20 protein-coding genes are annotated in these 23243 nt (G+C 69.9%); 9 read left to right on the forward strand and 11 right to left on the reverse strand.

From position 1 onward, the window contains the following. The first annotated feature begins 3 nt into the window (after positions 1-3). The 8 genes from RUMESO_RS11455 (at position 4) to RUMESO_RS11485 (ending at position 12826) form a co-directional block, all read left to right on the forward strand. On the forward strand, positions 4-795 hold the full coding sequence (locus RUMESO_RS11455; protein ID WP_037280281.1) for an ABC transporter ATP-binding protein: 792 nt from the start codon (positions 4-6) through the stop codon (positions 793-795). Next, positions 792-1511: a branched-chain amino acid ABC transporter ATP-binding protein gene (locus RUMESO_RS11460; protein ID WP_037280282.1), complete on the forward strand. Its 720-nt coding sequence runs from the start codon at positions 792-794 to the stop codon at positions 1509-1511. The genes RUMESO_RS11455 and RUMESO_RS11460 overlap by 4 nt, the downstream gene beginning before the upstream one ends. Further along, a complete protein-coding gene (locus RUMESO_RS11465; RefSeq protein ID WP_037280283.1) occupies positions 1508-2425 on the forward strand; it encodes a branched-chain amino acid ABC transporter permease in 918 nt (305 codons plus the stop codon). Before RUMESO_RS11460 ends, RUMESO_RS11465 begins: the two co-directional genes overlap by 4 nt. A 2-nt stretch (positions 2426-2427) precedes the next feature. Then, the gene (locus tag RUMESO_RS11470) at positions 2428-3375 is read left to right on the forward strand and encodes a branched-chain amino acid ABC transporter permease (protein ID WP_037280284.1); all 948 of its coding nucleotides are present in this window, start codon (positions 2428-2430) and stop codon (positions 3373-3375) included. Positions 3376-3389: 14 nt separating this feature from the next. Further along, positions 3390-4841: an aldo/keto reductase gene (locus RUMESO_RS11475; RefSeq protein ID WP_037280285.1), complete on the forward strand. Its 1452-nt coding sequence runs from the start codon at positions 3390-3392 to the stop codon at positions 4839-4841. A gap of 241 nt (positions 4842-5082) precedes the next feature. Then, the gene (locus RUMESO_RS26390; protein ID WP_211262866.1) at positions 5083-7305 is read left to right on the forward strand and encodes a HAMP domain-containing protein; all 2223 of its coding nucleotides are present in this window, start codon (positions 5083-5085) and stop codon (positions 7303-7305) included. After that, positions 7260-10739 (forward strand): hybrid sensor histidine kinase/response regulator, encoded by a 3480-nt coding sequence (locus RUMESO_RS26395; RefSeq protein WP_211262867.1) that lies wholly within the window; start codon positions 7260-7262, stop codon positions 10737-10739. Before RUMESO_RS26390 ends, RUMESO_RS26395 begins: the two co-directional genes overlap by 46 nt. Then, complete coding sequence (locus RUMESO_RS11485; RefSeq protein WP_051521262.1) at positions 10736-12826, forward strand: response regulator; 2091 nt, start codon at positions 10736-10738, stop codon at positions 12824-12826. Before RUMESO_RS26395 ends, RUMESO_RS11485 begins: the two co-directional genes overlap by 4 nt. Before the next feature lie 10 nt (positions 12827-12836). Here RUMESO_RS11485 and RUMESO_RS11490 read toward each other — a convergent pair whose 3' ends face one another. The 9 genes from RUMESO_RS11490 to RUMESO_RS11530 form a co-directional block, all read right to left on the reverse strand. Beyond that, positions 12837-13100: a DUF5985 family protein gene (locus tag RUMESO_RS11490; RefSeq protein WP_037280286.1), complete on the reverse strand. Its 264-nt coding sequence runs from the start codon at positions 13098-13100 to the stop codon at positions 12837-12839. A gap of 3 nt (positions 13101-13103) precedes the next feature. Next, positions 13104-13370, reverse strand: a complete 267-nt coding sequence (locus RUMESO_RS11495; RefSeq protein WP_037280287.1) for a DUF5985 family protein — start codon at positions 13368-13370, stop codon at positions 13104-13106. A 5-nt stretch (positions 13371-13375) separates the two neighbouring features. After that, positions 13376-13741 carry a helix-turn-helix transcriptional regulator gene (locus RUMESO_RS11500; protein WP_037280288.1) on the reverse strand — a complete coding sequence of 122 codons (366 nt, stop codon included), beginning with the start codon at positions 13739-13741 and terminating at the stop codon, positions 13376-13378. Between the two features lie 367 nt (positions 13742-14108). Further along, a complete protein-coding gene (locus tag RUMESO_RS11505; protein ID WP_082483887.1) occupies positions 14109-15914 on the reverse strand; it encodes a recombinase family protein in 1806 nt (601 codons plus the stop codon). A 30-nt stretch (positions 15915-15944) separates the two neighbouring features. After that, positions 15945-17156, reverse strand: a complete 1212-nt coding sequence (locus RUMESO_RS11510; RefSeq protein WP_037280289.1) for a site-specific integrase — start codon at positions 17154-17156, stop codon at positions 15945-15947. Next, complete coding sequence (locus tag RUMESO_RS11515; protein WP_037280290.1) at positions 17149-18900, reverse strand: site-specific integrase; 1752 nt, start codon at positions 18898-18900, stop codon at positions 17149-17151. Before RUMESO_RS11515 ends, RUMESO_RS11510 begins: the two co-directional genes overlap by 8 nt. 339 nt (positions 18901-19239) lie before the next feature. Then, entirely contained in the window at positions 19240-19470 is a 231-nt protein-coding gene (locus RUMESO_RS25170) for a helix-turn-helix domain-containing protein (protein ID WP_037280291.1), read from the reverse strand. Then, positions 19415-19624, reverse strand: coding sequence for a hypothetical protein (locus RUMESO_RS25750; RefSeq protein ID WP_169791165.1), 210 nt, complete (start codon positions 19622-19624; stop codon positions 19415-19417). Before RUMESO_RS25750 ends, RUMESO_RS25170 begins: the two co-directional genes overlap by 56 nt. A 127-nt stretch (positions 19625-19751) precedes the next feature. Next, the gene (locus RUMESO_RS11530; protein ID WP_037280293.1) at positions 19752-20468 is read right to left on the reverse strand and encodes a hypothetical protein; all 717 of its coding nucleotides are present in this window, start codon (positions 20466-20468) and stop codon (positions 19752-19754) included. A gap of 188 nt (positions 20469-20656) precedes the next feature. Here RUMESO_RS11530 and RUMESO_RS26400 point away from each other — a divergent pair, with 188 nt between their 5' ends. Continuing rightward, entirely contained in the window at positions 20657-21352 is a 696-nt protein-coding gene (locus RUMESO_RS26400) for a peptidoglycan-binding protein (RefSeq protein ID WP_211262868.1), read from the forward strand. Positions 21353-21411: 59 nt separating this feature from the next. Here the strand turns inward: RUMESO_RS26400 and RUMESO_RS11540 are convergent, their stop codons facing one another. Next, complete coding sequence (locus tag RUMESO_RS11540) at positions 21412-21717, reverse strand: hypothetical protein (RefSeq protein WP_037280294.1); 306 nt, start codon at positions 21715-21717, stop codon at positions 21412-21414. Positions 21718-21872: 155 nt separating this feature from the next. Next, positions 21873-23243 (reverse strand): family 16 glycosylhydrolase (locus RUMESO_RS11545; RefSeq protein WP_156362908.1); only part of this gene is annotated, 1371 nt, incomplete at its 5' end.

Below are 23243 nucleotides of genomic sequence, written 5' to 3' on the forward strand. Positions count from 1 at the left end.
AGCATGGACAGATCCGCCGGGCAGGAAGCCGCGCCCGTCCTCTCGGCCCGAGGGCTGTCCAAGTCCTATGGCGGCAACCGCGTCGTCTCCGACCTGTCGCTCGACCTCCCTCCCGGCGGGATGCTGGGCCTCATCGGCCCGAACGGCGCGGGCAAGACGACTCTCTTCAACCTTCTCGCGGGCGCGGTCCGCCCCGACGGCGGCGCGATCCTGCTGGTGGGCCGCGACGTGACCGCTCAGCCCCCCCGCGCGCGCCTCCGCGCCGGGCTCGGCCGCAGCTTCCAGATCGCCCGCCCCTTCGCGCGCATGACGGTGCTGGAGAACGTCATGACCGCCGCCCAGGCCCAGACCGGCGAATCCGCCTTGGCCGCCCTCCTCCGCCCCGCCCGCGTCCGGTCAGAGGAGCGCGCCCATGCCGCCCGCGCCCGCGAGATCCTCGACTTCGTGTCGCTGTCCCAGTTGGAGGGCGAGCCCGCCTCCGTCCTTTCCGGCGGCCAGCGCAAGCTCCTTGAACTCGCCCGCGTCCTGATGGCCGAGCCGCGCGTCATCCTCCTCGACGAGCCCGGCGCCGGCGTGAACCCCGCGCTCCTCGACCTCATCGCCGACCGCATCCAGGCCATCAACGCCCGGGGCGTCGCCGTCCTCCTGATCGAGCACAACATGGAGCTCGTGGCCCGCCTCTGCCCCCGCGTGATCGTCATGGCCGCGGGCCGCCTCCTTGCCGAAGGGCCGCCGTCCGAGGTCACGGCCCGCGCGGACGTGATCGAGGTCTATCTCGAAGGGATGCCCGCATGACCGCCCTCACCCTGCGCGACTTCGTGGCGGGCTACGACCCCGACCTCCCCATCGTGAAGGACGTCACCCTCGACGTACCCGAGGGGCAGGTCCTCACGATCCTCGGCCCCAACGGCGCGGGCAAGTCCACCCTGATCCGCGCCGTCGCCGGCATGGTCCCCATCTTCAGCGGGGAGGTGCGCCTCTCGGGCCGCGACGTGACCCGCGCCCCGGCCCACGCCCTCGCCCGCGCGGGCCTGGGCTTCGTCCCGCAGACCGAGAACGTGTTCACCCGCCTCTCCATCCGCGAGAACCTCCAGATCGCCGCCGAGCTCCTCCCCCGCTCCGCCCGCGCCGCGCGGGTGGCCGCGATGCTCGCCATGTTCCCCGACCTCGCCGCCCGGCCCGAGGCGCTCGCGGGCTCCCTCTCCGGCGGCCAGCGCCAGATGCTCGCCGCCGCGCGCGCTCTGCTGTCGGAGCCCCGCGTCCTCATCCTCGACGAGCCCTCGGCCGGCCTCTCCCCTAAGCTGGTCGCGCAGGTCTTCGACTCCCTCCGCCGCATCGCCCAGGGCGGCGTGACCCTCGTCCTCGTGGAGCAGAACGTCCGCGCCGCCCTGGCGCTGGCGGACCGCGCCGTGGTGCTGGTGGACGGCCGCCTCGCCCACGACGCGCCCGCCGCCGAACTCGTCGGCAACCCGCTCCTCGGGCAGCTCTTCCTCGGGGCGCGCGCCGCATGACGCCGCAGCTTCTCGTCAACGGGCTGGTCGCCGGGACCACCATCGGCCTCGGCGCCATCGGCCTCTCGCTCACCTACTCGATCCTGCGCTTCGCCAACTTCACGCAGGGTGACCTCATTGCCTGGGGCGCCTACCTGACGCTGACCGTCGCGAGCGCCATCGCCGGCCTCCTCGCCGGGCTCGCCCCCGCGACGCCGCTCGCCCCCTTCAGCTTCGGCTGGACCCTCCCTGTCGCCCTCCTCGCCGGGATGGCGCTGACGGTCCTCCTCGCCCTCGCCCTCGACGCCGTGCTCTTCGCGCGGCTGCGGGCGAGGGGGGCCGATGCCATCATCCTCGTGATGGCGGGCTTCGGCGCCTCCATGGCGCTCCGCGCGGGCCTCGAGTTCATCTACACCTCCGCCCCCGCCTACTTCACGCACGAGCTTCAGATCGCCCGGCCTCTGGGCCTCGGGATGCGCGCGACGCCCGACCAGCTCCTCGTCCTCGGCCTCACGGCGGTGCTCGTTCTCGCGCTCCACCTCCTCGTCACCCGCACCGCCACGGGCCGTGCCATGCGCGCGGTCAGCGAGAACCCCGCGCTCGCCGCCGTCTACGGCCTCGACGTGGCTCGCGTCGTCCGCGTGACCTGGATCATCGGCGCGGGCCTCGCCTGCGTGGCCGGGGTGATGTCCGGCCTCCTCGTGCAGATCCGCCCGACGATGGGCTTCGACCTCCTGCTGCCGCTTTTCGCCGCGACGATCCTGGGCGGCATCGGCTCCATCCCCGGCGCCATGGTCGGCGGCCTCGTCATCGGCCTGTCCGAGGCGCTGGCCGTCCAGCTCCTCGGTGCCGAATGGCGCGCGGCGGCGGCCTTCGTGGTGCTGGTGGCGGTGCTGATCCTGCGCCCCTCGGGCCTCTTCGGGCGGGGCGCCTGACGATGGAACTCCTCGCCTACGCCGCCTTCTTCCTCACGGTCGCCATGACCTACGCGACCATCTGCCTGGGCCTCAACGTCCAGTGGGGGCAGACCGGCCTCTTCAACGTGGGCGTCGCGGCCTTCGTGGGCCTCGGCGCCTATGTCTCCGCTATCCTGACGACGCCCGAGGCCCCCGGCCGCCTGGGCGGCCTCGGCCTCCCCATCGCCGCCGGGTGGGTCGGCGCGGCGCTCGCGGGCGGGGTACTGGCCCTCCTCGTCGGCGCGCTGACGATCCGCCTCCGCTCCGACTACCTCGCCATCGCCACCTTCGGCGTCGCCGTCGCCCTGCAACTCGTCTTCCAGAACGCCGAGCCCCTCACCGGCGGCGCCTTCGGTATCGGCTTCATCCCCCGCCCCTTCGGCGGCCTCCAGCGCCAGGCGCTCCCCTTCGCGGCGCTGAACCTCGCCCTCACCGTGGCGCTGGTCCTGATCCTCTACCTCGCCCTCGAACGCCTCGCCCAAAGCCCCTGGGGCCGCGCCCTGAGGGCCGTGCGCGAGGACGAGACCGCCGCCGAATCCCTCGGCAAGTCCCCCCTGAGGCTGCGGCTCGAGGCCTTCGTCCTCGGCGGCATGGTCATGGCCCTCGCGGGCGCGGTGCAGGCCCATTTCATCGGCTTCATCGCCCCCGCGAACTACCTCCCCGCGCTCACCTTCCAGGTCTGGGCCATGCTGATCCTCGGCGGCTCGGGCAACAACCGGGGCGCGATCCTCGGCGCGGTGGTCGTCTGGGCGATCTGGGCCGCCACCGCCGCGCTCATCGCCCACCTCGTCCCGGCCGGAGAGCAGGCCCGAGCCTCCTCGCTCCAGCTCGTCGCCATCGGCGTGATCCTTTGCGCCGTCCTCCTCTGGCGCCCGCAGGGCCTCCTGCCCGAGCGCCGCGCCGTCCCCCGCCACCTCGGCCGCCCCTGATCCAAGGCTCCCCCATGCGCCCCGACCGCACTACCCTCGCCGGCCTCTCCATCCCCCGCCTCCTCACCGGCCTCTGGCAGGTCGCGGACCAGGAGAAGGACGGGACCCCCACCGACATCCCCGCCGCCGCCGCCCAGCTTTCCGCCTACGCCCGCGCGGGCTTCGACGCCTTCGACATGGCCGACCACTACGGCAGCGCCGAGCTCATCGCGGGCGAGATGCTGCGCCGCTGGGACGGCCCCGACCGCCCGCTCGCCTTCACCAAGTGGTGCCCGGCCCCCGGCCCCATGACCCCCGAGGTCGTGCGAGCCGGCGTGCGGGAGCGCCTCGACCGACTCGGCGTCGCCAGGGTGGACCTCCTCCAGTTCCACTGGTGGAGCTTCGAGCACCCCGCCTGGCTCGACGCCCTCCGCGAGATCGAGGCCCTGCGGCAGGAGGGGCTCGTCGGCGCCATCGGCGTCACCAACTTCGACGCCGCCCACCTCGCGCTCGCCCTCTCGGACGGCATCCCCATCGCCTCCAACCAGGTCTCCTTCTCCCTGATCGACCGCCGCGCCGCCGGTCCGCTCACGACGCTCTGCCGCGAGCGGGGCGTGCGCCTCCTCGCCTACGGCACCCTCTGCGGCGGCCTCCTCTCCGAGCGCTGGCTGGACAAGCCGCGCCCCGAGGCCGTGCGGGACTGGAGCAAGATGAAGTACCTCCGCTTCGTGGACGCCGCCGGGGGATGGGAGGCGCTCCAGGCCATCCTCCGCGCCACCGACCGCGTGGCCCGGCGTCACGGCGCCTCGATCTCCAACGTGGCGACCCGCTGGGTCCTCGACCACGACTCCGTCGCCGCGGCCATCGTCGGCGCGCGGCTGGGCGAATCCGAGCACCGCGCCGACAACCTCGCCCTCTTCGACCTGCGCCTCGACGACGAGGACCACGCGATGCTCTCCGAGGCCTTCGCCGCCACCCGCCCCATCCCCGGCGACTGCGGCGACGAGTATCGGCAGCCCCCCTTCCTCACCGCCTCGGGCGACCTCAGCCACCACCTGGCCGAGATCCCCTCGGCCATGTCCGTCGTCCCCGATCCCGACCGCCCTGGCCGCGCCCGCGCCTTCTCCGGCTCGGAATGGGAGCCGCTGGCCGGCTACTGCCGCGCCGTCCGTGACCGCGACCGCATCCTCGTCTCCGGCACCACCGCCACGCACGGCCGCGACCGCGTCGTCGCCCCGTCGGATGCTGGCGCGCAGACCACCTACATCCTGGACAAGATCGCCGCTGCGGTGCGCGCCTTGGGCGGACGGCCCGAGGACATCCTGCGGACCCGGCTGTACCTGCGCGAGGCCACAGACGTCGATGCCGCTGCGCGGGCTCATGGTCGGTGCTTCGCGACGTCTCCGCCAGCGAACACGACCTTCGTCGTGGGCGACCTGATCGGCGACTTCCGCGTCGAGATCGAGGCGGAGGCCGTCTTGTCCTGAGCGCGAGACGAAAGGCGCTCGGACTGACGGGTGCCAGCCTCGCGGCAGGATGCGGTGGGGTTGATGTTCGGGGCCATCCGCGCCCGGGAACCCGATCATCTCTGCCGACGTTGGGTATCGGGTCACTGCAACTCGCGGCCGGTGATCCAGGGGACTCTGAACTGAGCTACTCACTTGCGATACGACCGGAGTCATCGGTAGGCCGCGCGTTCAGCCGCTCGGATTTTCGGAGCCGTTTCTCATGAATATCGAAGTGCGGGACCAGTTGGACCGCCGCCACATCCTCATGGCGCTGCGCGCCTTCCGCCGGGGCGACTTCTCGGTGCGGCTTCCCATGACGCTCGAAGGGGTCGACGCGGACATCGCCGAGACCTTCAACGAGATCGTGGAGATGAACGAGCTCCTGACGAAGGAGTTCGAGCGGCTCTCCCGCGTCGTGGGCAAGGACGGCCGGATCGGCGAGCGCGGGAACGTCCACGGGGCGACGGGCGGCTGGGAGTCGAGCATCCGGTCGGTCAACGAGCTGATCGAGGACATGGTGCAGCCCACGGCCGAGGTGGCGCGGGTAATCGGCGCGGTGGCCAAGGGCGACCTGTCCCAGCAGATGATGGTGGAGATCGACGGCCGGCCGCTTAGGGGCGAGTTCCTGCGGATCGGCAAGATCGTGAACACCATGGTGGACCAGCTCGCGAGCTTCGCCTCGGAGGTGACGCGGGTGGCGCGGGAGGTGGGGACCGAGGGGAAGCTGGGCGGGCAGGCCCGTGTGGAGGGCGTCGCGGGGACCTGGAAGGACCTCACCGACAACGTGAACGCGATGGCGACGAACCTCACGAGCCAGGTGCGGAACATCGCGGAGGTGACCACGGCGGTGGCCTCGGGCGACCTCTCCAAGAAGATCACCGTGGACGTGAAAGGCGAGATCCTGGAGCTCAAGAACACCATCAACACGATGGTGGACCAGTTGAACTCCTTCGCCTCCGAGGTGACTCGTGTGGCGCGGGAGGTGGGGACCGAAGAGAAGCTGGGCGGGCAGGCGCGCGTGGAGGGCGTGGGCGGCACCTGGGCGGACCTCACCGACAACGTGAACCTGATGGCCGCGAACCTGACGGGCCAGGTGCGGAACATCGCCGAGGTGACGACGGCGGTGGCGCTTGGCGACCTGTCCAAGAAGATCACGGTGGACGTGAAAGGGGAGATCCTGGAACTGAAGGACACCATCAACACGATGGTGGACCAGCTCAACTCGTTCGCGTCCGAGGTGACCCGCGTGGCCCGCGAGGTCGGGACCGAGGGCAAGCTCGGCGGGCAGGCGCAGGTGCGCGGGGTCGCCGGAACCTGGAAGGACCTCACCGACAACGTGAACGCGATGGCCGGCAACCTGACGGGGCAGGTGCGGAACATCGCCGAGGTGACGACGGCGGTGGCCTCGGGCGACCTGTCGAAGAAGATCACGGTGGACGTGAAGGGAGAAATCCTCGAGCTGAAGAACACCATCAACACCATGGTGGACCAGCTCAACACCTTCGCCTCCGAGGTCACGCGGGTGGCGCGGGAGGTGGGCACCGAGGGCAAGCTCGGCGGGCAGGCGCAGGTGCGCGGCGTGGGCGGGACCTGGAAGGACCTTACCGACAACGTGAACCTGATGGCGGCGAACCTGACGGGGCAGGTTCGGAACATTGCCGAAGTGACGACGGCGGTGGCACGGGGCGACCTGTCCAAGAAGATCACCGTGGACGTGAAGGGGGAAATTCTCGAACTGAAGAACACCATCAACACGATGGTGGACCAGTTGAACTCCTTCGCCTCCGAGGTGACGCGGGTGGCGCGGGAGGTCGGCTCGGAAGGGAAGCTCGGCGGGCAGGCCCATGTGGAGGGCGTCGCGGGAACCTGGAAGGACCTGACCGACAACGTGAACGCCATGGCGGGCAACCTGACGGTGCAGCTCCGCGACGTGTCCAAGGTGGCGACGGCCATCGCCACGGGCGACCTTACCCAGAAGATCACCGTCGATGTGCAGGGCGAGATCCTGCAGATCAAGGACGTCATCAACACCATGGTGGACCAGCTCAACAGCTTCGCGGGCGAGGTGACCCGCGTGGCGCGCGAGGTCGGGACCGAGGGCAAGCTTGGCGGGCAGGCGCAGGTGCGCGGGGTCGCGGGGACCTGGAAGGACCTCACCGACAACGTGAACGCGATGGCGGGCAACCTGACCGGGCAGGTGCGGAACATCGCGGAGGTGACGACCGCCGTGGCGCTGGGCGACCTGTCGAAGAAGATCACGGTGGACGTGCGGGGAGATCCTGGAACTGAAGGACACCATCAACACCATGGTGGACCAGCTCAACTCGTTCGCGTCCGAGGTGACCCGCGTGGCGCGGGAGGTGGGCACCGAAGGGCAAGCTCGGCGGTCAGGCGCAGGTGCGGGGTGTCGCGGGGACCTGGAAGGACCTCACCGACAACGTGAACGCGATGGCGCAACCTGACCGGGCAGGTGCGGAACATCGCGGAGGTGACGACCGCCGTGGCGCGGGCGACCTGTCGAAGAAGATCACGGTGGACGTGAAGGGCGAGATCCTCGAGCTGAAGTCCACGATCAACACCATGGTGGACCAGCTCAACAGCTTCGCGGGCGAGGTGACCCGCGTGGCGCGGGAGGTGGGGACGGAAGGAAAGCTTGGCGGTCAGGCCCGCGTGGAGGGCGTCGCGGGGACCTGGAAGGACCTCACCGACAACGTGAACCTGATGGCGACCAACCTGACCAACCAGGTGCGGGGCATCGCCGAGGTGGTGACCGCCGTGGCGCAGGGGAACCTCAAGCGCAAGCTCGCGGTGGACGCCAAGGGCGAGATCGCGGCGCTGGCCGACACCATCAACGGCATGATCGAGACGCTCGCGACCTTCGCGGACCAGGTGACCAACGTGGCGCGCGAGGTGGGCGTCGAGGGCAAGCTCGGCGGGCAGGCACGGGTGCCGGGCGCGGCGGGCCTCTGGCGTGACCTGACCGACAACGTGAACGCCATGGCCGCGAACCTGACGAGCCAGGTCCGCTCCATCGCCGACGTGGCGACCGCCGTGACCAAGGGCGACCTCTCCCGCTCCATCGCCGTGGAGGCCTCGGGCGAGATGGCGGCGCTCAAGGACAACATCAACGAGATGATCCGCAACCTGAAGGATCAGACGCTCAAGAACGCCGAGCAGGACTGGCTCAAGACCAACCTCGCGCGGTTCTCGCGGATGCTGCAGGGCGAGCGGGACCTCAGCACGGTGTCGCGGCTCATCATGTCCGAGCTCGCGCCGCTGGTGAACGCGCAATACGGGGTCTTCTACGTCACCACGCGCGAGGAGGAGAGGTTCTACCTCGATCTCGCCGCCTCCTACGGCGCGGACAGCCCCGCCAACATGAGGACCCGCATCGAGCCGCGCGAGGGGCTGATCGGGCAGGCGGCGGCCGACAAGCGGGTGATCGTCCTCAACAACGTTCCGCCGGACTTCGTCCGCATCTCCAGCGGATTGGGCGAGGCGCGGCCGGCCTCCGTCATCATCCTGCCGGCGCTTTTCGAGGACGACGTGAAGGCGGTAATCGAGCTCGCCTCCTTCGGGGAGTTCAGCGACACGCACCAGAGCTTCCTCAACCAGCTCATGGAGTCGGTGGGGATCGTGCTCAACACCATCGCCGCCACGATGCGGACCGAGGGCCTCCTCAAGCAGTCGCAGCTCCTGACGGCCGAGCTGCAGGCGCGGCAGTCCGAGCTCACCACCAAGCAGGGCGAGCTCCACGCCACCAACGAGGAGCTTCAGGAGAAGGCGCAGCTTCTCGAGAACGAGAAGAAGCAGGTGGAGAACAAGAACCTAGAGATCGAGATGGCGCGGCGGGCGCTGGAGGAGAAGGCCGAGCAGCTCGCGCTCACCTCCAAGTACAAGTCCGAGTTCCTGGCCAACATGAGCCATGAGCTCCGGACGCCGCTCAACTCGCTCCTGATCCTGTCGAAGCTGCTCGCGAGCAACCAGAAGGGCAACCTCGACGAGAAGCAGGTGGAGTTCGCCCGCACGATCAACTCGGCGGGCACGGACCTCCTGTCGCTCATCAACGACATCCTCGACCTGTCGAAGATCGAATCCGGGACCGTCACCATCGAGCTGGGCGAGATGCCGGTCGCGCAGATGAAGCAGCACATGGAGCGCACCTTCCGGCAGCTCGCGGCGGACAAGGGGCTCGGCTTCGCCATCCATGTCGATCCCGCCCTGCCGGAGACCATCCGCACCGACGAGAAGCGCCTCCAGCAGGTCGTGCTGAACCTGCTGTCCAACGCCTTCAAGTTCACCTCGGAGGGGCAGGTCACGCTCGACATCTCCCTCGTGGGCACGGCGTCGAGCGGCGGCGTCAAGCGGCGCGGGCCGTCCCTCGCCATCGCGGTGACGGACACCGGCATCGGCATCCCGATGGACAAGCAGAAGCTGATCTTCGAGGCCTTCCAGCAGGCGGACGGCACGACCAGCCGGAAATACGGCGGCACGGGCCTGGGCCTGTCGATCAGCCGCGAGATCGCGCGCCTGCTCGGCGGCGAGCTGAGCGTCGAGAGCGCGCCGGGCAAGGGTTCGCGCTTCACGCTGACGATCCCGCTGCGGGCGCCGGCGGCGAACGGCCCGTCGCTGCCCCGGGAGGCGGTCCCGGCGGACGGTGCCTCGGCGGGGGCGGAGGTGACCGATGACCGCGAGAGCATCGGCCCCAACGACCGGGTGGTGATGATCGTGGAGGACGATCCGACCTTCGGCGCGATCCTCATGCGTCTCGCGCGCGAGGTCGGGCTCAGGGCGGTGCTCTCGACCGCAGGGGCGGGGACGCTGGCGCTCGCACGCAGGCTCGTGCCGGACGCGATCACGCTGGACCTGGGGCTGTCGGACATCGATGGCTGGGTGCTCTTCGACCTGCTGCGCCACGATCCCAAGACGCGGCACATCCCGATCCACGTCGTCTCGGGGAGCGAGCAGAACGCGACCCTGACGGCCAAGGGGGCCGCCAGCGTCTGGACCAAGCCCGTCGAGCCCGAGGCGCTGAGCCGCATCTTCGAGGAGATGCGGGACAAGGGGCCGCGCGCCCAGCGCAGCGTCCTCGTGGTGGATGCCGACGCCGACCGGCGCTTGTCCATCGTGGGTGCGCTCCGCGACGGCATCACCACGGTGACGGCCGCCGCCGCACCGCCGGGGAAGGAGGCGGAGCCGCACGACCTCGTCGTCGTGGCCCTCGGCCGAGGGGCGGAGGAGAACCGGAAGCTCCTGGAGGCCATCGGGTCGGGGCGGATCGTGCTCTTCGGGGAGACGGCCGACGCGATCGAGCAGGCCAGGGCCGCGCGGCCGGGCCTCGCCGTTGAGGGGCGGGCCCAGACCGCCTCGCAACTCGGGCAGGTCGTCGCCTCGCTCCTGGCAGGCGGCCCGGCCGATCCGGCGGAGGCTCCGGCCGACGCCGCCGACCTCAAGGGCGCCAAGGTGCTGATCGTCGACGACGACATCCGCAACATCTTCTCGCTGACCAGCGTCCTCGAGACCCTGGGGATCGAGGTGCTGCACGCCGAGCGGGGGCAGGAGGGCATCCGCATCCTCGAGTCCACGTCCGACGTGGATGCGGCGCTGATCGACATCATGATGCCGGACATGGACGGCTACGAGACCATGCGCGAGATTCGCCGGCGGCCGCAGTTGCGGGACCTGCCGCTGATCTCGGTGACTGCCAAGGCGATGAAGGGCGACCGCGCCAAGTGCCTCGACGCCGGGGCCTCGGACTACATCGCCAAGCCGGTCGACCTCGACCTGCTGCTCGCGCTGCTGCGCGTGTGGATCGGCCGGTCACGCGGCCGTCGCGGCGCCGACGGGGCGGCCGCGGCCCAGCCGGTGCCGGCATGATCCGGACCGACCATCCGACGGCGTTGCGCCCGGACGACGCGGCCGTGCCCCTGGTGCGGCCGCGCCCTCGCATCCTGGCGGTGGACGACGACGAGCGGAACCTGCTGGCCGTCTGCGAGGTGCTGGACTCCGTGGGGGAGGTGGTCTGCGCGCGGTCCGGGACCGAGGCGCTGCGCTGCCTCCTTCGCGACGAGTTCGCGGTGATCCTGCTCGATGTACTGATGCCGGACATGGACGGCTACGAGACGGCCACCCTGATCCGCCAGCGCGAGCAGTCGCGGCGCACGCCGATCATCTTCCTGTCGGCGATCAACAAGGATGAGGCCCACCTGCTGCAGGGCTACGACGCGGGGGCGGTGGACTACGTCTTCAAGCCTTTCGACACGCTGGTCCTTCGCTCCAAGGTATCGGTCTTCGTCGACCTCTACGAGAAGACGCGCGAGGTGCAGGAGACGGCCGCCCGCGAGCAGAGGCTCCTCGAGGCCGCGCTCAGGGCCCAGGCCGAGAAGCTGGAGGCCGAGGCGAAGCTCGACGCGAGCCGGCTTCGGCAGGAGGCGATGCTGCGGGCGCTGCCGGTCGTGTTCCATTCGCGCGGGGTGGAGCATCCGCATCCGGCTCTCTTCGTCAGCGACAGCGTCGAGGCGATGACGGGCTTCTCGCCCCAGAGGTTCACGTCCGAGCCGGACTTCGGGTTCAGCCGGATCCATCCGGAGGACCGAACGCGCGTCGAGGCCGCGCATCAGGAGGCCGCGGCGGCCGGCGTCTATAGCTGCGAATACCGCTGGCAGGCCGCCGACGGGAGCTGGAAGGTGTTCCTGGACCAGGGCGTGATCGCGCCGCCGGAGGAGGGCCAGCCGCCCGCGCTGTTCGGCACGCTGCTCGACATCACCGAGCACCGGCATCTGGAGGAGCAGCTCGCGCAGGCCCGCAAGATGGAGACGGTGGGCCAGCTCACCGGCGGGATTGCCCATGACTTCAACAACCTGCTCGCCTCGGTGCTGAGCGGCCTCGCGCTGCTGGAGCGGCGGGCCGAGCTGCCCGAGAGCGTGCGCCCGATCCTCGACATGACCCGCCACGCGGCCCAGCAGGGTGCGGATCTCATCGACCGGATGCTGGCCTTCTCGCGGCGGCAGCAGCTTCGCCCCTCGGCGGTCCACATCCCTGCGCTCGCCCAGGCCCTGGAGGGGCTGATCGGCCCCGTGCTGGGGGGGCTTGTCCGGCTGCAGTGGCGGCTCGGGGACGAGGTGTGGCCGGCCCATGCCGACCGGAGCCAGCTCGAGCTCGCGATGATGAACCTCGTCATCAACGCCCGTGATGCGATGCCCCAGGGCGGCACGATCGGCCTCTCCGCCGAGAACGCCGAAGTGGGGGCGGGCGCCGGAGACCTTGCGGCGGGGGACTACGTCGTGATCGCGGTGGAGGATTCGGGGACCGGCATGGGGCCCGAGATCCTGGCCCGGGTGCTGGAGCCCTTCTTCACCACCAAGGAGGTCGGCAAGGGCACGGGGCTCGGCCTCAGCATGGCCTACGGCTTTGCCCGCCAGTCGGGCGGGACGCTCCGGATCGACAGCGAGCCGGGCCGGGGCACGCGGGTGGAGCTGTGGCTGCCCCGCTCCCGTTCGCTGCCCGTCGCCGACGCGCCCTCCGGGTGGAGGGCCGCCGTCAAGGCAAGGGAGCCCGGGGCCTCCGGCTCGCGGCCCGAGGTCCTTCTGGTCGATGACAGCGCGACCCTGCGGGAACTCACCGCGACCATGCTGCGCGAGCACGGCTTCGCCGTCGCCACCGCGGCCGGCGGCGCCGAGGCGCTCAGCCTGATCGAGCGGGAGCCCGACCGCTTCGACGTGATCGTGACCGATTTCGCGATGCCGCTGGTGTCGGGCCTCGATGTCATCCGCTTCGCCCGGAACCACCGCCCGGACTGGCCAGCGGTGATGGTGAGCGGCTACGCGGATGCCTCGGCCATCGAGGACCGCCCCGGCGACGTGGTCCTGCTCAAGAAGCCCTTCCCGCCCGAGGCGCTGGTCGAGGCGATCGTCAACGGGCTGGAACAGGGCTCCGCCGCGCCACGTCGGGCCGCGAGCCGCTGACGCGGCCGGGTCAGCGGCGGGGGCCGGAGACGTTCTTGGCCAGGATGGCGGCGATGATGATCGCGAAGGCGGCCAGCCGGAGAAGGTAAAGGGGGCTGCGCTCCTCCAGCGGCACGCGGGAGAAGGCGAGGAGCGTCTGGTTGAGCGAGAGGAGCGCGAAGGCCGCCGCGAAGGCGGCGAAGAGCCCGTCCCGCGTCCGTCGCCAGTAGCGGAGGAACACGAGGCCGGCGACCAGGAAGCCCATGGCGATGAGGCCGGAGGTGAACTCGAACATCGCCTACTCCCCTTCCCAGATCAGGCCCACCAGCAGCGTGCCCACCGCGAGGAGCGAGGCGCCGTGGCGGAGGAGCTGCAGGTCGCGGGCAGGGAAGATCGCGATGTCGAGGAGGATCACCAGGCTGTTGAGCGACAGGAAGCCGAAGCACAGGCCGCACCAGAGCAGGAGCCGGGTGCCGCTGCGCCTCCAGCCCCTCAGCAGGAGCCAGGTGCAGAGCGCCGCCGCCAGCAGGCAGAGGATGTAGATCGCGACGGGAAGGGCGCCCATGGCCTTCAATCCTTGATGATCCGGAACGCGTCGGAGAAGGTGCGCAGCTTCTCGGAGGGGCCCTGGACGATCAGGCGCCTCACGGGTCCCGGCTTGACGCGGTAGGTCTCGGCGAGCTGCCGGATGATCTCGTCCTGGCGCGGGGAGGAGGGACCGTAGCGGACGCTGCCGCTGTCCTCGACCAGGATCAGCCCGGCGGCGAGGAGCTCCTCGAGGCCCTTGCGGACCACGGCCTGGCTCGACCTGAGCTCGTCGATGATCTGTTCGGGCTGCCAGTCGCGCCCGGGCTCCCGATGGAGGGCCAGGAGAATCTCGAGAGACCATACCGATCCGAACGAGTCCTGGATAAACTCGACCAGCTCCCTGTCCATCGCGCTCCGGCCCGTGATCGTCCCGACCGTCCGACGTCGGGCCGGACTTTGTCGGAATCCTAGGGCGCGCGGCGGGTTCGGCAATCTTGACCTAGGGGAGGCCTCCTGCTTGGTCCGCGCGGCCTTGCTTCTGGCGATCCGTCGGACGGCCCGAGCCACAGGCCGGCAGCAGTCCTTACGGACCGCCATCCACTTCGGCTCTAATCTGTGTTCTGGCTGGGGCGCTAGGAGTCGCACCCCACTTGCTTCCTAACCTAAATACCTGATTCGCAGAGGAATTTTCGGCACTCCGGCCGGTTGTGTGACAGTTCGGATCAACTCGCTGGTACTATGAGATCCGAGGGTAGAATTACCCGTTTAAGATTGCCTAACAAGGTCCCCCGATCACCGTCAGTTTTCTTAGGAGCATGGAATGTCTGATACCAAAGTTGCGTGGATGGCCAGCACCGCGAAGCTTAGCTTGGGTAAGGGTATGAGTGGGTCGTCCCGTCACTTTCATAAAAACGCGCGACGAACTTGATCGCCGCCTCGGCATTCGGCTCCTCGTAGGTTCAAATCCTGCCCCCGCAACCACTTTCGCCGAACTCAGCGCCCCCGGATCGAGCTGTGCCTCGCCGGGGGCGTTGCGCGTTCTGAGCCCGAGCGCGACGAGCGCCGCGGTCTGACCCTCAAGGTCCACGTCCCAGCCGCCGCTTGCGTCCCGCTGCACGACGACTCGGGTGATCAGCCCGCGCAAGAGGCCCAGTGCCTCGTCGCGGATCGCGGGATGGGCGAGCGCCTCGCGCAGGTGTTCCACCTTGGCGCGGTAGAGCTCGGCCAGGTTGGGATGCAGCCGCACCGGCGGGGGCGCGGGCTCGGCGAGGGCTTGCTCCAGCGCGCGCTTCTCGGCTTCCAGGCCCTCGAGCTTCGCCAGCAGGCCCGGGCTGCGGAAGCCCTCGGCGATGGCGTCGTAGAGGCCCTCGATCTTGGCCGTGAGGCTGGTGAGCTCCCGCCCTTGGCGCGCCCGCTCGGCCTCGGCCTCCGCGCGCCCGGCGTTGATCTCCTGGGTGTAGGCCGCGACAAAGGCCTTCACCATCTCGGGCTGCATCAGCCCCTGGCGCACGAGGTCGAGGACGAGGTCCTCCAGGACCGAGCGGCGGATCGCCTTGCGCTGCGCGCACTGGTCGAGCTTGCGAGCGTTGCCGCAGGCCAGGTAGTCGCTGCCCGCTGAGATGTAATTGCCCCCGCAGCAGCCGCACTGGACGAGGCCGGTCAGGAGATGCACGGGCCGCCGGTGCTCCCAGAAGCGGTTCTCCTTCATGGCGCGCACCTTGGGGCTGGCGTCGATCTGGGCCTGGCGGGCCTTGACCCGCTCCCAGAGCGCCTCGTCGATGATCCTGAGGTGAGGCACCTCCTCGACCACCCAGGCCTCAGGCGGGTTGGGGCGGGCCACGCGCTTGCCCGTCCGGGGGTCCTTGACGAAGCGCTGCCGGTTCCAGATCAGGCGGCCGACATACAACTCGTTGTTGAGCACCCCCGTTCCGCGGCCCCGGTGGCCGCGGATGGTGGTGTCGCGCCAGAGCTGACCACGAGGGCCAGGGACGCGCTCCATGTTGAGGCTGCGCGCGATGGCCTTGGGTGACTGCCCGTTGGCGAAGGCCTCAAAGATGCGCCGCACCACCCGGGCCTCCTCAGGCTGGATCTCGCGCTGCCCGCGCTCGTCTCCAGCCACCACGCGGTAGCCGTAGCAGAGCCCGCCGCCGGAGCGGCCCGCCCGCACCCGGCCCTCGAGCCCGCGGCGGGTCTTCTGGGCGAGGTCCTGGAGGTAGAGGGCGTTCATCGCACCCTTGAGGCCGATGTGCAGATCGCCCACCTCGCCCTCGCTCAGCGTGACGAGCTTCACGCCGAGGAAGCGCAGGCGCTTGAAGAGGGCGGCGATGTCCTCCTGGTCGCGGCTCAGGCGATCGAGCGCCTCGGCCACGACCACGTCGATCTCGCCCGCGAGCACCGCCCCAAGCAGGCGCTGGTAGCCGGGGCGCAGCCCCGAACCGCCGGAGAGCGCCCGGTCCTCGAAGACCTGCGTCACCTCCCAGCCGGCGCGGCTCGCGTGTGTGCGGCAGAGGCGGATCTGGTCCTCGAGGGAGGCGGCCGACTGCAGGTCGGAGGAGTAACGGGCGTAGATGGCAGCGCGCATGAGGGGCTCTCCCTGGTCTCTTATCATGATCTAGGCCGCGCTTCCGGGGCGACCGGCCCGGGCGTTCCCGCCTGGAGCGGGTCCGCGGTCCGCGTGTCCGGCTCCGCTCCGCAGCGCCTCGCGCGCGGCCTGCCGCTCCGCCTGCACATAGTCTTGCCAGAGGCTCACGGCCTGGGCGTCGCGAGCCTGGTCGTAGTGCCTCTCCGCGGTGCGTCGGTCGGCGTGGTGGAGGAGGGCGGGGGCGAGCCGGACGAGCTCGGGGTCGGTCTCGCCCAGGCTGGTGACGGCGCAGTCGCGGAAGCGGTGCGGCGGGATGGCGGTGCCGAAGGCCGCCTTGGTCCGTTGGATGACTGCAGCATAGCCCCCGGTCTCGGCCAGCGGCTTGCCCCGCCAGGAGATCCAGAGGTGGTCCTGGGTCTCGACCTGAGCCTCCGTCCGGGTCTCTCCTCCGCTCAGCAGCACCGGTCGGTAGTACTCGAGGTACCGCTCGATCAGCGGGGTGAGGGCCGGGGGAAGCGGCTGCTCGAAGGCGCGGTGGTTCTTGGTCTCGTGCTCGTCGAGGAGGAGGACATAGACCTCGCCCCGTCTCACCAGATGCCGCCCGAGCCTGAGACCCGCGAAGCTCGCCCGCCGGAGGGGCCGGCAGGCCAGCATCAGGATTATCAGGCCGTCGCGGAAGAGCGCGGCCTTCCAGAGCGGGCGGGCGGCCTCGCCGCGCTCTGCCTTCTGTATGAGCGCCTGGCCCAGGCCAACGAGGTCCCGGCTGGGCACCACCTGGGCGCGCTTATTGCGCACGGGCCGGCTCCGGGCCTTGAGCTTGGCTCGCACCCGCCGCAGGACAGAGAGGTCGGCCCCTGGCGCCATCACCCGCAGCGCCTCGCTGAGGTCGCGGACGCGGTTGCGCACCGTGAGCGGGGCGACCGTGGCCTGCAGCTCGGCGATGAAGGCGCGCAGGCGGTCCGGGGTCAGCCGCTCGGCGGCCCCGACGTCCGGGTCGAGCCAGCCGTGACGGTCCAGGAAGGTGAGCCAGCGTCCATAGGCGTCCTGCACGCTCTTGCGGGTGGCCGGGCGCCAGTGGGCGGCGAGGCCCCCCTCCTCGAGCAGGGTGCCGGGCGCGACGGCGGCGGCCCAGGCCTGCCGGTCCCCCGCGGGCCAGTGCTCGGGCTTGAGGCACCGCCGAGACGGATCGGACTTGGGGTCGAGCAGGGCAGGGCCCTCGACCAATGTCTCCCCCTCAGCCATGGCCGATCTCCTTCAGGATGGCGCCGCGGATGCCGAGCACCAGCTCGTCGAAGCGGCGCACCGCGTGCTGGTCATGCACGCCCGCGTAGCTGCGTAGCGTGGTCTCGACGCTGCGTTGACCGAGCACCCGGCGGACCACCTCCAGCCCTTCGGGGTTCTCGGTGAGGTAGAGCGTGGCCGCGAAGTGGCGCAGCAGGTGCGGGTAGACCGCGAGCCCGGTCTCGGCACGGATGGTCTTTGAGAAGACCCGGCCGAACTGCTCGGGCGCCTTGGTCTTGCCGGCCTTCTCACCCGGGAAGAGGAAGCCCTCCGGATTGGGCCCGAAGAGCGGCAGCAGGCGCGTGATGTAGAAGTCCAGGAGCTTCGCGCTCTCGGGCGGCAGCGCGTAGTCGTGGCCCACGCGGTTCTTCACCTCGGCCTCGTCCAGCACGATCACCGTGCGGCGTCCCACCCTGAGGATGTGCTGGCCGAGCCGGAGCGCGACGAGGTTGCCCCGCCGGATCGGGCGCATCAGCAGGAGCTCGAGCGCGACGGCCACCTGCATGAGGCGGGCGTCGGCCAGGGTGAGCTCCGCGGCCGGCTTCCGCTGCAGGCGCAGATGGATGCGCGTGGGCAGCATGATCAGCGTCTCGATGTTGCCGCGGTCGACGAACTGCCGCAGCGCCGCCTTGGGCCGGGGCTTCAGGCCGGAGCGCGCGGGCGAGAGCTTCGAGCGGAAGCGCTTGAGCTTGGCGACCGTGGCCGCCTCGGCGCCCACAGCGTGCTGGGCCACCAGCACCAGCACATGGGCGATCTGCGCCAGCATCTGGCTCGGGCGCTGGCCGTTGCGGTCCAGGTGGAACTGCAGTGCAAGCGTCGGGGCCTCGCCCTCAACCAGCGTGGCGAGCGAGGTGATGGTCTCCAGAGGACGTCCGCTGGCGACGAGCCCCGCCACGGCCTGCCGCAGGGCGTAGCGGTAGGCCGTGATCGAGGCCGGCCGGAGGGGACGCAGCGGCCCCGTCTCGCTCAGCAGGTCGCCCTCCTCCGAGAGGGCGGTGAGCCAGGCTTCGGCCTCAGCGCGGAAGGACAGGGGCAGCGCGTCCCAAGGGGGCGAGTAGGTCGTGCTGTAGCTCGGCACCGTGACCGACTGCAGCCCCAGATCATCGGCTGCAGCCGCGAGCTTGTTCCAGATCAGGCAGACCTCGCGATGGTGCTGCTGGGGTTTGGTCTTCAGCGTCTGGGTGCGGAGGTAGGCCACGTAGGCGGCAAGGACCACGTCGTCGACCGCGGCCGGGCTGATCCCCTGGCCATCGCAGAAGCGGGCGAGCCGCGACAGGCCCCAGTGGCGCAGCCCCGCGGCCGTCATGTGCGCGAGGAGCGCCGTCCAGCCCTCCGACAGCTCCGCCCGGGGCTGGGGCTGGTCGGGCGCGAGGCCGATGCGCTTCAGGGCGAAGGCCACGTCCGAGCGGATGGTCTCCCACCGGTGCGGCTGGATCCCGGCCTGCGTCGGATGGACACCCTCGAGCTTCTCGCGAAGGAACCAGAACGCGGCCGGCGTCTCGTCCGGCGCCAGCCCCAGGGCGCCGCAGAGACGCTTGATCGAGGAGGCGAGGTTGCGTCGGCGCACTGGGCTCAGCTCAGGGTCGGCGCGCATCGCCAGGATGAGCTCGGCCATGGTGAAGGGGATAGGCGAGGAGGGGGCAGCGGCCCGAGCGTTCGGGACAACCGAGGCGGCGGAGACGGGCAGGGCAGGGGACTGGATCATGGGGATCTCGCAATCAGACAAAGGGCGGATCAGGAACGGGGCGGGGCGGACACGAGGGGCATCAGGAGGACAGCAGGGGCCAGACGGGCCAATTCAGGAGATCGTAGCACAGCTCAGCCCGGTCCTTCGGGAGGGACCGAGCTCCTGACACGGGCCCAAGTGCCTGCCAGGACTGGACATTGGTGGACAGGAGGGACAGCGAGACGAGGGCTGTTCGATCGGGCAAAGAGGTCCGGGGGACAGACGGAACGGGAGCTTCTGGGAGGCTTGACCGAACCGGTGGAGACCGCCGAAGGGCGCCACAGGGGCAGGCAATCGGGCTAGTACGGTTGTCCATTGCTACTGACCCAGGAGCTTCTGAAGGCGATAGGCGCGCAGGTCCTGCGGACGGATGCGCAGTTGGCGGCCGGACTTCATGGCCGGGAGCTCGCCCGCATCGATACGGCGGCGGATCGTCTTGGTGCTGGTGGCCTCGAGTTCCGCCACCTCGCGGATGGTCAGCAGCCGCTCGAGATCAGCGGCTCGGGTAGCGGTCTTGGACGTGGTCGTGGTCGGGCTCCTGGTCGGCATGGCGCGTCTCTCCTTCGGTCGGATCGGACGCGGCGAGGTGCTGGTGGGCCGCCATCCGCCCCAGCAGGCGCGCCAGAGCCACGAGCGCGGCGGAAGCCTCGGACTCCGCCGACGCGCGGTCCTCTGGTGCGATCTGGGGGTCGGGCCTGAGCACGTGTCCTGCGTCCTGTCTGCGGCCCCGTGGGGCCGGCCCGGACGGCGAGACGGGCAGGACGCCTGTTCACCGCCGGAACAGGACAGCATGTACGAGAGGATCAGTGATCAGCAGGAGGACTGAGCAGTCAGCCGTGATCGCCCCGCTGCGCGATCGCGCGCCGGACAGTGACGGGGCTCACCCCGAAGACCTTGGCCACACTTCGATACGCCTCCATGCGGCCAAAGCCGTGCATGACCGCCAAGTCGAAGGCCCGAATGTAATTCGCACGTCGCGCAGCTTTGTCCTCTTCGCTGCCATGGGCCCGCCTGTGGCCCTGCCGGCCGCCCTCGCGGACCCTCTCCCCGGTCAGGAAGTCTACTTCGAACATCCCCTTCATGGCCGCCTCGGTGACGAGCTCGCCCGCGGCAAAGGCCGACGCCATCGCCTCATCCATACTGCCGGCTCGGAGCTGCTCCTGGGCCACGCTCAAGATCCTGAGCACCCGAGCTGCATAGCCCTCGGGCGAGTCCGGCGCATGGCCGAGGTGCAGGAGGGCTTGGTCGAGGGGGAGAAGAACACTGTCCTGCTCGGCGTTAAGATCGACGGCCTCGTCCAGCACCGCCCAGGTGCCATCCGGCCGGACCACATAGGCCTGCTCGGAGCCCGAGGGCAGCTCGGCTGCCACTAGGATCCGGGTCGCGAGCTCCGTGAGCCGCTGGACGAGCCGCGCAAAGCTCGAGCGCTCGACCGTCGTGATGGCCGCCTGGATCTGCGCGCCCACATCACCGGGCTCATCCCAGTCGTACGTGACAATGCCACGCTCAGTCATCCCGCTTCCGCTCTTGTCCGTCATCTTCGGCATCGCGTCACCCCTCCGGTTTGTATGCGGCGACATGGGATCGAACGGTCCCCAACAAGAGTTTCCCAGCAGCATTCCGATGGTCGCGCGAAGTCAGCCACCGCCCCTGTGCGCGACCTATGTTGTCAGCCGTCCGCAATGAGTAGAGTGCCATAGCACGCCTGCTGACCTCACGCCCGCTGCTCTGGGCCTTGCTGGCTCTTCCGGCGCTCTGGGTGATGTGGGGCTGGGCGAGCGGGGTCTCGACCTATGGTGAGGTGGTGAATCGGAGCGGCCTTTGGGCGGCGCTCCTGCTGATCCCGACCACGGCGGTCACGCCCTTGCGTCTGCTGTTCTCTCAGGGACGCTGGCTGACCTGGCTCATCGAGAGGCGTGGGGATCTGGGCGTTGCGGCCTTCTTCTACGCAGGGGTGCATGCTACGGCCTACGCTGCCGGAAAGGGCGACCTCGGCCTGATCATTGCGGAAGCCAAGCAGTCCTGGCTGCTGGCTGGTTGGGCGGCCTTGCTGATCTTTCTCGCGTTCGCCGCGACGGTCGATGACGCAGCTGTGGTTCTGCTGCGGCGTTGCTGGAGGTGGCTGCACCACGTGGGCCACGCCAGTGCAGCCCTGGCCTTTGTCCACCGCGCCCTGAAGCGGTGGCACCGGGTCGTCTACGTCGGGGCCGCCCTGGTCGTTGTCCACTGGGCGCTCTCGGCCTTCGATCCGCTGACCCTGCAAGTCCAGACCGCCCTTCAGGCCTATGGCTACTACAGCGGTCCGATCGACGGCATCATCGGCTCACAGTCCAAGGACGCCCTGGCGCGGTTCCAACATGACCACCAGCTGCCCGTGACCGGCACCATCACCCCAGAGGTGCTCGATGCCGTTGGCATCGTCCCCAACTGAGATGTTGGCGTGGGTCGGAGCCGGCCAGGGGTCAGTCGCAGTGCTGTGGGGCGACTAGGTCACATCGGCCGCAGGGGCTGTGCCCTGTTCACCGCGGCCAGGGTTCGTGTGAAGGTCTCGACCTGCACGAGATAGTCGCGCTGGTTGCTGGCATCGAGCGTGCCGATGTTCACGGCCCGCAGGGTTTCGAGACCGCGCTCGGCCTCCATGCGGCTGCTCCTGATCGACTTGGCGGCGCGGCGGGCGCTCTCGGCGTCGGAGGTGGTCAGCCAGTGGATGTTGCGGATGCTCGCCTCGAGGGCCACGATCTCGGCCTCCTCTTGGGCGGTGAGTTCGGCCACAAGGCGGGCGTGCTGCTGGGTCATGGCGGGGTCCGTTCCGGCTGGATCCCAGGATAGCCGCAGATCAGGCCGGAAGTGTGGTAGGAACGAGGTTGAGGTTGGCCCTCATGAGAAGACCGCTCCCGGTCAGACGACCGGGAGCGGGCACCAGGCAGTCGGCCTCTCGGCCGCCCGCCGGTTCAGAGCAGGAGGTCGTTCGCGCCCAAGGATTGGATATCGTTGACCTGGATCTCGAAGTCGGCCCGGCCGTCGCCGTCGACATCGCCCCGCAGGAGGAGATCCGCGCCGCTCTCGACCACCCAGACCCCGTGGGCCTCGGCGCCGGTGCCGCTCCAGCTGAACGCTTGGTTTCCGCCCGCGTCCGTGTTGGCGTCGATGCTCCGCAGGTCGATCTCATCCACACCGCGCGTGAAGTCGTTGATGATGTCCCGCTCCGTGGCGCCCAGGGCGCTGTCGGCAGCTGAATCGAAGATGAAGACATCGCGCGCCTCGTCGTTGCCGCCCGCCATCAGATCGCGTCCGCGGCCACCGTGGAGAGTATCCGCCCCGGCCTGACCGCGCAGAGTGTCGTTGCCGGCCAATCCCTCAAGGTAGTTGGCATCGGAGTTGCCGTAGAACTCATCCGCCTCCGAGGTCCCTTCAACGTTTTCGATGTTGCGGATCACGTCCGAGCCCATGCCGGTGGCCTGCGCACGCTCGATATTCAGGTTCACCGTCACGCCGGCGCCGCCTGAGACCATCAGCCAATCGTCGCCGGCCCCACCGTCGATGACGTCATTGCCGCCATCAAGGGTCAGCTTGTCGTCGCCGCCACTACCATCCATGCGGTCGTGGCCCAGTCTGCCCCTGAGGACGTCGTCGCCTGCCCCCCCGTTCAGGATGTCGTTGCCATTGGTGCCCTGGGTCCTGTCGCTGTCCCCATCGCCTTCAGATGGGGGAGTGCCGGACAGGTCGCCGTCGCGGACGCTGGCGTCGAGGATCCTCGCCTTAATGGGCGAGGACAGGGGTGAGTAGACGCCGGACCAGGTGTTGTAGCGCGAGTCGCCCGCCCAGAGGTTGACAATGCTCCGCAACTCGCCCGTGTACCACACGCCGCCTGGCATGTCGGAGGAGTCGAACGTGGCCACCACGTCGCCGTCGACGCGGAAGACCGCGCTCCTGCCGTTCAGCGTGATGTCGTAGTCGTGCACGCCGTTGGAGGCGTCGAAGCCCAGGTCCACCACCGTGCGTTCGAGCGGCCGGATGTGCCGGCCGGCGCTGTTCTCCATATGCACCGTGACCTGCACATGGCGGGTGTCGCTGCCCAGGAACTCCCAGTCGAACTCCAGCGTGCGCTGGTCGTTGCCACCTGCGGCAATGGCGAACATGCCAAAGACAGTGCCCGGCTTCATATCAGGCGCCTGCGCACTCCAGCTGAAGGTGCCGACGTCGGCAGTGGCGCCCGAGCGCATCTCGCCGCCGGTGGCCTTGTAGGAGCCGGGCGCGGCCGAGCCCAGGCTCACCTCGGCGGCGCCGTCCGCAGCGATGCGCACCCGGTCGCGCGACCAGTT

Origin of the sequence: Rubellimicrobium mesophilum DSM 19309 (genome assembly GCF_000600335.2) — a bacterium.
Lineage (GTDB): Bacteria > Pseudomonadota > Alphaproteobacteria > Rhodobacterales > Rhodobacteraceae > Rubellimicrobium > Rubellimicrobium mesophilum.

What these genes read in the sequence shown, in the direction of transcription:
- RUMESO_RS25170 (WP_037280291.1), bottom strand. Translation starts at nt 19,470, where the DNA reads ATGCCGACCAGGAGCCCGACCACGACCACGTCCAAGACCGCTACCCGA.
- RUMESO_RS26390 (WP_211262866.1), top strand. Translation starts at nt 5,083, where the DNA reads ATGAATATCGAAGTGCGGGACCAGTTGGACCGCCGCCACATCCTCATG.
- RUMESO_RS11540 (WP_037280294.1), bottom strand. Translation starts at nt 21,717, where the DNA reads ATGACCCAGCAGCACGCCCGCCTTGTGGCCGAACTCACCGCCCAAGAG.
- RUMESO_RS11465 (WP_037280283.1), top strand. Translation starts at nt 1,508, where the DNA reads ATGACGCCGCAGCTTCTCGTCAACGGGCTGGTCGCCGGGACCACCATC.
- RUMESO_RS11500 (WP_037280288.1), bottom strand. Translation starts at nt 13,741, where the DNA reads ATGGACAGGGAGCTGGTCGAGTTTATCCAGGACTCGTTCGGATCGGTA.
- RUMESO_RS11515 (WP_037280290.1), bottom strand. Translation starts at nt 18,900, where the DNA reads ATGATCCAGTCCCCTGCCCTGCCCGTCTCCGCCGCCTCGGTTGTCCCG.
- RUMESO_RS11470 (WP_037280284.1), top strand. Translation starts at nt 2,428, where the DNA reads ATGGAACTCCTCGCCTACGCCGCCTTCTTCCTCACGGTCGCCATGACC.
- RUMESO_RS11485 (WP_051521262.1), top strand. Translation starts at nt 10,736, where the DNA reads ATGATCCGGACCGACCATCCGACGGCGTTGCGCCCGGACGACGCGGCC.
- RUMESO_RS11510 (WP_037280289.1), bottom strand. Translation starts at nt 17,156, where the DNA reads ATGGCTGAGGGGGAGACATTGGTCGAGGGCCCTGCCCTGCTCGACCCC.
- RUMESO_RS11455 (WP_037280281.1), top strand. Translation starts at nt 4, where the DNA reads ATGGACAGATCCGCCGGGCAGGAAGCCGCGCCCGTCCTCTCGGCCCGA.
- RUMESO_RS11475 (WP_037280285.1), top strand. Translation starts at nt 3,390, where the DNA reads ATGCGCCCCGACCGCACTACCCTCGCCGGCCTCTCCATCCCCCGCCTC.
- RUMESO_RS11530 (WP_037280293.1), bottom strand. Translation starts at nt 20,468, where the DNA reads ATGCCGAAGATGACGGACAAGAGCGGAAGCGGGATGACTGAGCGTGGC.
- RUMESO_RS11505 (WP_082483887.1), bottom strand. Translation starts at nt 15,914, where the DNA reads ATGCGCGCTGCCATCTACGCCCGTTACTCCTCCGACCTGCAGTCGGCC.
- RUMESO_RS11460 (WP_037280282.1), top strand. Translation starts at nt 792, where the DNA reads ATGACCGCCCTCACCCTGCGCGACTTCGTGGCGGGCTACGACCCCGAC.
- RUMESO_RS11490 (WP_037280286.1), bottom strand. Translation starts at nt 13,100, where the DNA reads ATGTTCGAGTTCACCTCCGGCCTCATCGCCATGGGCTTCCTGGTCGCC.
- RUMESO_RS11495 (WP_037280287.1), bottom strand. Translation starts at nt 13,370, where the DNA reads ATGGGCGCCCTTCCCGTCGCGATCTACATCCTCTGCCTGCTGGCGGCG.